Here is a 10370-nt window from a genome sequence, read left to right as displayed (position 1 = left end):
CCACGAGGACCGTAGTCGGCAACTCGACGGCCGGGCACTCGGCGGCACGCACGGCGCCCGCGGCGTCGGGAATGGCCGGGTGGCCGCGGTCGGCGACGATCAGGCTGACGAACCGGCCGAAGGTACGCGCGGCGAGCAGCCATGCCACCTCCGCGCCATCGCCGTTGCCGACGAGGTTCACCCACGAAAGCCCCAGCGTATCGAGCACTTCGATGACCCCGGCCTCGGTGAGCGCGCCGTCGGCCGCGCCGATGACCACGGTCCGCAGGCCCGATTCGTGCAGCCGCGCGCACACGTCGTCATACACGGTCACCGGATCGTCCGACGCCCGCAGTAGCGCCACTACGTGCGCCGATTCCGGGCCGTCGACCCGAACGTCCACTGTTCCGTCGGCAGTGTCCACCTGCTTGGCGTCCATGGCCGAAAACGCTACGCCACTGTTCGCCTGTCGGCTCGGGGCCCCGGACCATCGGCGCGATGAGAACCATCACCGCGCGATGTCGGTGCGGAGACCGTCACGTTCGAGACGAATCTCGTTCGTCTGCATGCAGTTTGTAACCGCAAGCACATTTCGCACTCAGACGTGAATTATCGGCAGGCCCTGCGGGGCGCCGTTCTCGATGAGCGAGACGATCGCGTCGACGTCGGCGTGCTCCTCCAGCAGGTCGGCAAGCAGGTCGAGCTGGGCCGCCCGCACCGCGGCGAACGACGTATCGGGGGAGACGACGAAACCGGTGCGTCCGCTGCGCTGCGCCACCTCGGTGAGGAAGGAGCGTCGGAACTCGTCCGATTCGAGTACGCCATGCCAATGCGTGCCGGACACCGAACCGCGCACACTCCCCTCGGCAGACCCGTCGTCGGCGTGCAGCAGCGGAGCGTCGCCGGTGCGGGTCACGCGGCCGTGGTGAATCTCGTAGCCCTGCACGGGAATCGGCCCCGCCGACCCTGATGCCCGACTCAACACCTTGGGGTCTTCGAAACGGATCTCGAGATCCAGCAGGCCGAGTCCCGTAACGAATCCCCGGCGGGACTCGACGTCGTCCTCGATGCCCTGACCGAGCATCTGATACCCGCCGCAGATGCCGAAGATCGGCCCGCCGCGCGCGGCGTGGTCGAGGAGCGCGTCGGCAATCCCGGTGCGCCGCAACCATTCCAGATCGGTGACAGTCGACTTGCTGCCCGGCAGCACAACGAGGTCTGCACCGGCGAGGCGGGACGGCTCGGTCACCCACCGCACCGACACTCCCGGCTCGCAACCGAGTGCCTCCACGTCTGTGGAATTGGAGATGCGCGGCAACCGGATCGCGGCGACTGTCAGCCACTCGCCACCGACGGGCGGGCCGGGCCGCCCCACCGGTGCGTCGGCGACGGTGCCGAGCGAGTCCTCCGCATCGATCCACAGGTCCTCGGCGTAGGGCAGCACACCGAGCACCGGGCGATTCGTCAGGTCACGCAGCTGCTTCAGTCCAGGCTCGAGCAGGGTGACGTCGCCGCGGAACTTGTTGATCAGGAAACCCGCGATCAGTGCCTGATCGTCGGGCTCGAGGATCGCGAGTGTGCCGAACAAATGGGCAAGCACTCCCCCGCGGTCGATATCGCCGACCACCAGCACTGGCAGATCGGCGGCACGAGCGAGGCCCATGTTGGCCAGATCGGTTTCGCGCAGATTGATCTCCGCGGGCGATCCGGCGCCCTCGCAAATCACCACGTCGAATTCGTCACGCAGCGCCGCGAGTTCGTCGGCAACAACTGCACGCAGGGCGGTTCGATGCCGGAAGTAGTCGGCGGCCCCTACGGTGTCGACAGCCTTACCGCGGACGACAAGTTGGGATCGCCGGTCGCTGCCCGGCTTCAGCAGCACCGGGTTGAACCGCACGCTCGGCTCCAGCCCGCACGCCTGCGCCTGCAGTGCCTGGGCCCGGCCGATCTCGCCGCCGTCGAGGGTGACGACGGAGTTGTTCGACATGTTCTGCGCCTTGAACGGCGCTACAGACACCCCGCGCCGGGCGAGCAGGCGGCACAGGCCGGCGACGACCACACTCTTGCCCGCGTCGGACGTGCAACCGGCGACGAGCAGCGCGCCCTTCACAGCGTCGCCGCGGCGATCACGGAAGCGTCAGGATTTCCGTGCCGCTCTCGGTGACCACGAGGGTGTGCTCGAACTGCGCGGTCCACTTTCGGTCCTTCGTGACCACGGTCCAGCCGTCGTCCCACATGTCGTAGTCGGCGGTGCCGAGGTTGATCATCGGCTCGATCGTGAAGGTCATGCCCGGCTCGATGATGTCCGTGACCTCGGGCTGGTCGTAGTGCAGGATGACCAGCCCGCTGTGGAAGGTCGGGCCGACGCCGTGACCAGTGAAGTCACGCACCACGCCATAGCCGAACCGCTTCGCGTAGGACTCGATGATGCGGCCGATGACGTTGAACTCCCGGCCCGGCCTGACGGCCTTGATCGCCCGCATCGTGGCCTCCTCGGTCCGTTCCACGAGCAGGCGCACCTCCTCGTCCACATCACCGGCGAGGAAGGTCGCGTTGGTGTCACCGTGCACGCCGTGGATGAAGGCAGTGACATCGATGTTCACGATGTCGCCGTCCTCGATCACGGTCGAATCCGGGATGCCGTGGCAGATCACCTCGTTGACCGAGGTGCAGCAGGACTTCGGAAACCCCTTGTAGCCCAACGTCGACGGGTACGCGCCGTGGTCGCACATGTATTCGTGTGCGATCCGGTCGAGTTCGTCGGTGGTCACACCCGGAGCGACGGCCTTACCGGCCTCCTGCAGCGCCTGCGCGGCGATCCGTCCGGCGACGCGCATCTTCTCGATCGTCTCCGCCGACTGCACCCAGGGCTCGTTGCCCTCCTTGGCAGTCTTCTTCCACACGTACTCGGGCCGCTCGATGGCGCGAGGGACCTCGCGGGTCGGCGAAAGTTCCCCGGGGCGGAGCGCGGTGCGTGTGGGCATGGATTCGAGGGTAATACGAGCAGGCAGTTTGGCGAATACCGCCTGATCGTCAGCGCAGCACCTCGAGCGGCTCGACCCCGGCCAGTTCGCAACTCGTCAAGTAGAGCTGCTCCTGCCGGTCACGGCTTTTGGACAGCGGATTGACCGGCGCGAACCGCCCGACGCTGACATAGTCCCCCGACGTCGTCCGGTAGGCGTCACCGAAGGCCAACTCGTCGATCAGTTCGGCGGGCCGCTCCGGCGGGATGAGGATTGCCAGGAGCGCACGGCGCAGAGGTCCGGGGAACTGCCGGTAAAAATCGGAACCGACCCCACCGGGGTGCATCGTGTGGGTGGTAAGTCCGGTCGGCAGTCGACGCGCCAGCGCATTGCTGAACATCAGGTTGCCGAGCTTGGACTGCGCGTAGGCAGCCATCGTGTTGTAGACACCGCGGCCGCGGAACGTGCCGGGGGCGATCCGGCCCATGTTGTGCGCAATCGACGAGACGTGCACTATCCGGGCATCGCCGGACTCCGCGGCGGCCACCTGCAACTGCGGCAACAGGAGGTGGGTCAGCAGAAACGGGCCCAGATAGTTTGCACCGAACTGCAATTCGAACCCGTCTTCGGTGAAGGACTGCCGCGCGACCGCTGCGCCCGCGTTGTTGACGAGCACATCGACCGTCGGATGCCGCTCCGCGAGTTCGTCGGCGAACTTGCGAATGTGCGCCAACGACGACAAATCGAGCGACAACAGATCGACCTCGGCATCCGGGTTCGCCCGTCGGAGTTCCTGCTGCGCAGCAGCACCCTTCTCCAGGTTCCGGCACGCCATCACGACGGTCCGTCCTTCGGCCGCGAGTCGTTGCGCCGTGGCGAAACCGATTCCGGTGTTGGCGCCGGTGATCACTGCGGTTTGCATCGTCAATCACCCTCCCACGCCGGAGCGTACGCAATGCCGCCCGTCCGCGGTGATCACGGCCGGTGTGTCGAGATACCTCGCACCCGCTTGCCGTACTTCGCCTCGAATCGCTCGACGCGGCCGGCGGAATCGAGTCGCCGATCCGTACCGGTCCAGAATGGGTGCGATTCACTCGTCACCTCGACGACGACCAGCGGATAGGTGTGCCCGTCGCTCCACTCGATGACGCGCTCGGTGGTGATGGTCGATCGGGTGAGGAACCCTTTACCCGTGCTGGCGTCCTGAAAGACGACCGGACGGTACTCGGGGTGGATGTTCGGCTTCATTCTCGCTCTTCTCCTCGGTAATCGGTTTCGGCATAGGGCGATTCGCTGGTCCCGCAGGGGTCGGTGTGCGCCCGCCCGAACGGGTCCGGCCATGCTTGCCATTGCTCGGAAGCGCCGAGTTCGTCGTCCGTCAGCAGCGCCCAGCGCAGCGCGCGGTCGATCTCGGCGGGATCGGCCGCATGCGCGAGAACGACGAGCGATGTGTGGCGGTCACCGAATCGTTCGTCCCAGGTGAGTGCGGCCATGGCCCGCCGCGTCGGAGCAGCGTTGTCGAGTTCATCCGCGGTCATGGCTGCGAGCCACCGTCCCGCCGACGTGACCCGCAAGCCGCCACCCGCCGACTCGAGCCACAGCACCTGGTCGTTCTGGGTGGCAAGCCAGATGCGTCCGCGCGCAGTCAGCACACCGTCGAGCAGCACTTCCACTGCGTCGTGCAGCCGTTCCGGATGGAACGGCCGGTCAGCGGTGAACTCGAACAGCGCGACTCCGCAGTCCTCGTGCAGCGGCGGCTCACCCCGCAGCAGTGGCTCGAAAACGTCACCGATGGCACCTCGCCGCGATATCGGGGAGATGACAGAAAGCAGTCGGTCGACGAAGAAGCCGGCCGACACACCCCATTGAATCGGCGCGCCGGGAGCGAGCCGCGCCAACGTGGCATGCAGTCGGGCCTGGGCCCAGCCGTCATCGCTCCTGCCCGAGACAACCAGGGCATCGGCGAATGCCACTTGCCCAACCGCCACCTGCGCCACCGTGCGACCATCGGTAAGCCGAGCGTCGCCGGTCGCATCGTCGAGCCAGGTCTCGGAATCGATGCAGGTCACTACGCCCTCGATGCGCACGTCTCGAGCCGCCGGGCCATCGATGTAGCCGACCATTCCGCTGACCACGATGTGCTCGATCGCCCAGGCCAATGCCTCCGGCTCCAGTTGCGGATCGAGCTGGACGACGATCCGCGACACATTGCTCCGGCGATGCAATTGACGCAGCAGCGGCAGGAGGTCCTTCCGAAGCGCGCACGACACGCACCCGTGGTCGAGCTTCAGGACGCCAATGTGCTGGATGCGGCGACCCTCGTAGATGGTCGTGACCGTGCGAGGCACGAGACCCGCCTCAACCGCGTCGAGGCTGTGGTGGACGACGATCGTTTCCTCATCGAGCAGCGATTGCGCCACCGATTCGATCGACCCTCGCCACCCGGCGACCAACACCAACGGAGTTCGCTCGTCCACAGCCACCATCCCACCCTTTCTGAACATGGTTTTCATTAAGGACAGCCGAAGCGTACGCTCCGATTGACCATATTGAAAATCGTTTCCAAAAAGGAGGCCCATGTCAGCGCACTGCCAAGTCACCGGGCGGCGGCCCGGATTCGGAAAATCGATTTCCCATTCGCACCGGCGCACCAGCCGACGCTGGGATCCGAATATCCAGCGCAAGACCTACTACGTGCCGAGCATCGGCCGGCGCGTGACATTGACGGTGTCCGCCAAGGGAATCAAGACGATCGACCGAAAGGGCATCGACGCGGTCGTGGCCGAACTCCGCGCCCGAGGCGAGCTTCGGTGACGACCGTTCCCCAGTGAGCACGAGCAACTGGCCCCTCCCGCTCGGCGTGTCGGGGGCCAGTTGCTCGTGATCACCGCGCGACGGCAACACTGCAAGATCCGAAACCAGGACGGCGCGGCGACGGTTTGCGTAGCGTTAGCTCGACTTCGAGTGCCGGGCCGGGAGACTGCCATGACCGCACGTCCAGTTCTGATCACCCTTTGCGCAGTACTCGCCGCGGGACTCGTGGCGTGCTCGAGCGACGAATCATCGAGCGACACATCCACGACGGCAGCCGAGGCATCGGACAAGGTCCCTGACGCGTCCGGCGTCGACAATCCCAACCTCGTGCCCGGCGTGCCCACAGACGAGGACCGGGTCAACGAGGCGATCAACAAGGTCGATGGGCTCGCGCAGGAAGCGATGGACCGCACCAAAATTCCCGGTATGGCGGTGGCGGTCATCCACAACGGCGAGATCGTGTTCGCGAAGGGCTACGGCGTCCGCGAGATCGGCAAGCCGGACGCGATCGACCCGGACACCGCGTTCCAGCTCGCCTCGGTGTCCAAGCCGATCGGCGCCACTGTGATCGCCAAGGAGGTGGGCGACAAGACGGTGACCTGGGATACGCCGGTGGTCGCACACCTGCCGTGGTACGCGCTCTCCGATCCGTATGTCACCGCGAACGTCAGCATCGGCGACATGTATTCGCACCGATCCGGCCTGCCGGATCATGCCGCCGATCGGCTCGAGGACATCGGCTACGACCAACGGCAGGTCCTCGAGCGGATGCGCTTCCTCCCGCTCGACCCGTTCCGCCTCCAGGCCCGCTACACCAACTTCGGGCTGACGGCGGCCGCCGAGTCGGTCGCCGCTGCCGCGGGAACCGATTGGGCGAGTCTGTCGGACGAGAATATCTACAAGCCGCTCGGAATGACCCAGACCAGTTCCCGATTCGCCGATTTCGAAGCCAATCCCAATCATGCTGTCGGGCACACGCTCATCGACGGTGAGTACGAGGCAAAGTACGTCCGCGAGCCGGACGCCCAATCCCCGGCGGGCGGGGTGAGCGCCTCTGTGAACGACGTCGCGAAGTGGCTGGCGATGGTGATGCGCGGCGGCACCACTGCGGACGGCACGCGCGTCGTGGACGAGAACGCGCTGGCGGAAGCGCTCGCTCCGGCGATGCGCGCGAGTTCCGGCAACCCCACCGCCCCGGAGGTCGCAGCCCGGCAGAACTTCTTCGGATACGGCTGGGAGAGCGGCGTCGACGGCTCCGGCCGCGTTCGGCTCAGCCATTCGGGCGCCTTCTACGAGGGCGCGGGAACCACCATCATGACTATCCCGAACCTCGATCTCGGGATCGTGGTGTTGACCAACGCCACCGGCAATGGCACCGCCGAGGGGGTGCGCAACGATTTCGCCGACGACGCGATCTTCGGTGAGCCGCAAGCAGATTGGGCAGCCGGGTTCGAGAAGCTGTTCGCGGCGACCGTGTCCGCGCCGCAAGGCGAGCTGGCCGGCGAGGAGAAGCCGGCGAATCCCGCTCCCCCGGCACCGGATTCGGCATACACCGGGACCTACTCCAACGACTACCTCGGGCCGGTCACGGTCACGGAGACCGGCGGGCAGCTGATGCTCGCCGTCGGCCCGAAGAACATGCAGTTCCCGCTGACACATTGGGACGGTTCGACGTTCACCATGGTTCCGACCGGAGAGAACGCCCCGGTGGGGAGCATCTCCAAGGTGACCTTCGACGTGAACGGTCCCACTGCCCAGGCGGTGACCATCGAATTCTTCGACGAGGAAGGCCTCGGCACGCTGCGCCGGGTGCCCTAAAGCTCAGCCCTTCCCCTGGCGCAACAGGAACCGCTGCACCTTGCCGCTCGGCGTCTTGGGCAGCGCCTCGACGAAATGCACCTGTCGCGGGTAGGCGTGCGCGGCGAACTTTTCCTTGACCAGCTTCTGCAGCTCGGCGGTCAGCGCGTCGTCACCCGAAACCCCTTCGCGCAGGACGACGAACGCCTCGAGCACCTCGCCGCGCAGCCGGTCGGGCATACCGACGACGGCGGCCTCGGCCACCGCGTCGTGCATCACCAGCACGCTTTCCACGTCGAACGGGCCGATGCGGTAACCGGCCATGATGATGACGTCGTCATCGCGCGCGGAGAAGAAGTAGAAGCCGTCCTCGCTGACCGAGCCGGCGTCACCGGTGAGGTACCAGCGGCCGTCCTCGGTATAGCGGGAGGCGGTCTTCTCCGGGGCATCGACGTAGCCGGAGAACCACAGCAGCGGGCTGGCCGTCGTGTCGATCGCGACGCGGCCAAGCTCGCCCGGCTTCGCGAGTTCGTCGTTGTCGTCCGAGAGGACCGCACAGCTCCAGCCGGGCAGTGACTTGCCCATCGAGCCCGGCGGTACCGTCACCCGCAGATCGTCGTGCCAGGCGTTCACGATGAACATGCCGTGCTCGGTCTGCCCGTAGTGATCGCGCACCGCGACACCGAGATTGGCCTCCGACCAGCTCACCACATCGGGTGTCAGCGGTTCGCCGGCCGAGGAGGCACGGCGCAGGCGCAGGTCCGCGGGCGGTGGCGTCGAGTCCGCGGCGAGGCTGCGGTAGACGGTCGGCGCCGCCGCAAAATTGGTGACACCGAACTTCTGCATCACCTTCCACGTCAGCGGGGCGGAGAAGCCGGCATGCAGCAGGATCGTGCGTGCTCCGGCGGCGAGCGGCGCAATGATCGCGTAGTAGAGCCCGTACGCCCAGCCCGGGTCGGCGGCGTTCCAGAACACGTCATCGGCCCGGACATCGAGGCCGAACTCGAGATACGCGTGGAACGAAGCGATCGCCTTCGCCGGAATCGGAACGCCCTTCGGAGTTCCGGTGGTGCCGCTGGTGAACAGCTGAACGATTGGTGCGTCCGCGCTCACCCTGACCGCTGTCGCAGACTCCGCCGACGGGTCCGCCGCGGCGAGGAGATCCGCGAACTGCGCATGCCCGCCGCCACCCACACCGATCACGTGCCAGGGCGAGAGCTGCGGAGCCTCTTGTGCGGCAGTGAGTTTCGATAGCTGGTCGGCGTCGGCGATGACGACCTTGGTCTGGCTCGCCGAGAGCCGGAAGGAGATCGCGGGCGGCGCGAACGCGGTGAACAGCGGGACGTGCACCGCACCCCGGCGCCAGATACCGAGCAGGGCAACAACCAGTTCGGCCGACTTGCCCATGAGTGTGGCGACCCGATCCCCCGGCTCAACGCCGAGGTCGGCGAGCGCAGCCGCGAACCGCGCGGACTCCTCGCGCAGGCGGCCGTAGGTCAGATCGGTCGCCGACAGATCCGACTCGACGATCGTGACGGCAACGGCGTCGTCGGGATGCCCGTCGCACAGCAACTCGGCGACACACACATCGGGCGTGGCATAACGGGCGAGCAATTCGCGGACGCGGCTCTGCGGATCGGTCGGCATCTCACACTCCTGTAGGTGTTCCTGCCGAAATACGATCCTCGTCACACTCCCCCTCGCGCTACCCCCGAACGGGGGTGGCCGCTCACCGCCCGAAGATCGCGTTCAATGCCGGCGCGACATCCCGGTAGTCGCTGACCGTCCGGATCCGACCCCGGCCTGCGCGCGCGAGGTCGCGGCCCAGGTCCGTGTCGTGCTCACCCGAGACGTCGAGCAGCACATCGAGGCGCGGAAGATTCGCGGCGAGCAACCGCGGATCGGGACCCGCGTTGTGCACACAATCGGACAGCAGCAGCACCCTGGACTGTGCCGAGGCCGCGCCGGAAAGCTGCCTGCGCGCGAGTTCGAGACCGAATCCCACGTTGGTCAGGCCCTGCGCGGGAATGCGCAGCAGCAAATCGAGCACGGTCATTGGCGGGACCGTCTCGTCGAGCCCCACAAGGACGGCGGCATCGGACCAGAAGGCGACGGTCCCGAGGCGTTCGCGGGCGAGTTCGGCGGACAGCGCACCGACCGTTGCTGCGGCAGTGCGCACCCGCGCACCCTTCATTGATCCCGAGACGTCCACCACCAGGACTACCGACCGGCGGCGATGCAGCCGGTCGCGAACCACGATGTCCTCGTCTTCGGGCATCGGGTTCTCGGCGAGGACTTCGATGGTGCGGTCGAGGTCGACATCATCTGCACCGCCGCGCCAGCGCAGGCTCGCCAGTTCGCCGACGCCGCGCCGCGGCCGCACATCGCGACGGGGACGGGACACCGCGAGCCGTCGGGCGATGCGCTGGGCGAGCTGGCGGGTGTCCGGGTCGGTCACCGACTCGTTGTCGGTCCCGAGCGGCACCTTTTCGCCACGCTCGTCGGTCTCCGCCGCGTTGGTTCCCGGCGGTGCCTGTCCCGGCGTTCCGCCCTTGCTCCGCTTGCCGGTGAGCACCATCCCCGCTCCGCTACCGGACCGGGCGAACGCGATCGGTTCTTCCTTGAGCGGCATGGGCTTGCGCTTCAGGGGGGCCATGCCGGCTGTTCTGCCGCGACCGCGCCGGCGCACCGGCGAGTCGGCCGCGACGGGCCTTCAACCTGGTTCGGCGGCAGCGGGATTCAGGATGAAGTGGTCCTGCCAGATCTCGCGCAGCACCGATTCCGGTGTCGCGTCGATGGATTCGTCGAGATGGATCC

General features: G+C 67.0%; 10 protein-coding genes. 2 read left to right on the top strand and 8 right to left on the bottom strand.

The features are described from left to right. From A8G08_RS17800 to mrf, 6 genes are all read right to left on the bottom strand, one after another. A partial coding sequence (locus A8G08_RS17800; RefSeq protein WP_068277001.1) for a hypothetical protein occupies nucleotides 1–418 on the bottom strand: 418 nt, incomplete at its 3' end. 159 nt (nucleotides 419–577) lie between these two features. Then, nucleotides 578–2089, bottom strand: coding sequence for a cobyric acid synthase (locus tag A8G08_RS17795; protein ID WP_068276998.1), 1512 nt, complete (start codon nucleotides 2087–2089; stop codon nucleotides 578–580). Nucleotides 2090–2105: 16 nt separating this feature from the next. Next, nucleotides 2106–2963, bottom strand: a complete 858-nt coding sequence (gene map, locus A8G08_RS17790; RefSeq protein WP_068276993.1) for a type I methionyl aminopeptidase — start codon at nucleotides 2961–2963, stop codon at nucleotides 2106–2108. A 49-nt stretch (nucleotides 2964–3012) separates the two neighbouring features. Further along, nucleotides 3013–3864 (bottom strand): SDR family NAD(P)-dependent oxidoreductase, encoded by an 852-nt coding sequence (locus A8G08_RS17785; protein WP_068276991.1) that lies wholly within the window; start codon nucleotides 3862–3864, stop codon nucleotides 3013–3015. 53 nt (nucleotides 3865–3917) lie between these two features. Continuing rightward, entirely contained in the window at nucleotides 3918–4190 is a 273-nt protein-coding gene (locus A8G08_RS17780) for a type B 50S ribosomal protein L31 (RefSeq protein WP_068276987.1), read from the bottom strand. Beyond that, entirely contained in the window at nucleotides 4187–5428 is a 1242-nt protein-coding gene (mrf, locus tag A8G08_RS17775) for a ribosome hibernation factor-recruiting GTPase MRF (protein ID WP_187344485.1), read from the bottom strand. Before mrf ends, A8G08_RS17780 begins: the two co-directional genes overlap by 4 nt. Before the next feature lie 91 nt (nucleotides 5429–5519). Between mrf and rpmB the strand changes: the two genes are divergently transcribed. Together rpmB and A8G08_RS17765 are read left to right on the top strand one after the other, a co-directional pair. Beyond that, the gene (gene rpmB, locus A8G08_RS17770) at nucleotides 5520–5756 is read left to right on the top strand and encodes a 50S ribosomal protein L28 (RefSeq protein ID WP_068276984.1); all 237 of its coding nucleotides are present in this window, start codon (nucleotides 5520–5522) and stop codon (nucleotides 5754–5756) included. Between the two features lie 171 nt (nucleotides 5757–5927). After that, complete coding sequence (locus tag A8G08_RS17765; protein ID WP_068276982.1) at nucleotides 5928–7574, top strand: serine hydrolase; 1647 nt, start codon at nucleotides 5928–5930, stop codon at nucleotides 7572–7574. A gap of 3 nt (nucleotides 7575–7577) precedes the next feature. Here the strand turns inward: A8G08_RS17765 and A8G08_RS17760 are convergent, their stop codons facing one another. Beyond that, nucleotides 7578–9200 (bottom strand): AMP-binding protein, encoded by a 1623-nt coding sequence (locus A8G08_RS17760; protein ID WP_068276981.1) that lies wholly within the window; start codon nucleotides 9198–9200, stop codon nucleotides 7578–7580. A gap of 82 nt (nucleotides 9201–9282) precedes the next feature. Further along, entirely contained in the window at nucleotides 9283–10209 is a 927-nt protein-coding gene (locus A8G08_RS17755; protein WP_068276978.1) for a vWA domain-containing protein, read from the bottom strand. Nucleotides 10210–10370 lie beyond the last annotated feature (161 nt).

Origin of the sequence: Aldersonia kunmingensis (assembly GCF_001646865.1) — a bacterium.
Lineage (GTDB): Bacteria > Actinomycetota > Actinomycetes > Mycobacteriales > Mycobacteriaceae > Aldersonia > Aldersonia kunmingensis.
Note: the sequence above shows the minus strand (reverse complement) of the source record. Positions and strands in the feature narration are given on the sequence as shown.

Excerpts from the sequence above, each read along its gene's own strand:
- map (WP_068276993.1), bottom strand. The coding sequence starts at position 2,963 with ATGCCCACACGCACCGCGCTCCGCCCCGGGGAACTTTCGCCGACCCGC.
- A8G08_RS17785 (WP_068276991.1), bottom strand. The coding sequence starts at position 3,864 with ATGCAAACCGCAGTGATCACCGGCGCCAACACCGGAATCGGTTTCGCC.
- A8G08_RS17780 (WP_068276987.1), bottom strand. The coding sequence starts at position 4,190 with ATGAAGCCGAACATCCACCCCGAGTACCGTCCGGTCGTCTTTCAGGAC.
- mrf (WP_187344485.1), bottom strand. The coding sequence starts at position 5,428 with ATGGTGGCTGTGGACGAGCGAACTCCGTTGGTGTTGGTCGCCGGGTGG.
- rpmB (WP_068276984.1), top strand. The coding sequence starts at position 5,520 with ATGTCAGCGCACTGCCAAGTCACCGGGCGGCGGCCCGGATTCGGAAAA.
- A8G08_RS17765 (WP_068276982.1), top strand. The coding sequence starts at position 5,928 with ATGACCGCACGTCCAGTTCTGATCACCCTTTGCGCAGTACTCGCCGCG.
- A8G08_RS17760 (WP_068276981.1), bottom strand. The coding sequence starts at position 9,200 with ATGCCGACCGATCCGCAGAGCCGCGTCCGCGAATTGCTCGCCCGTTAT.
- A8G08_RS17755 (WP_068276978.1), bottom strand. The coding sequence starts at position 10,209 with ATGGCCCCCCTGAAGCGCAAGCCCATGCCGCTCAAGGAAGAACCGATC.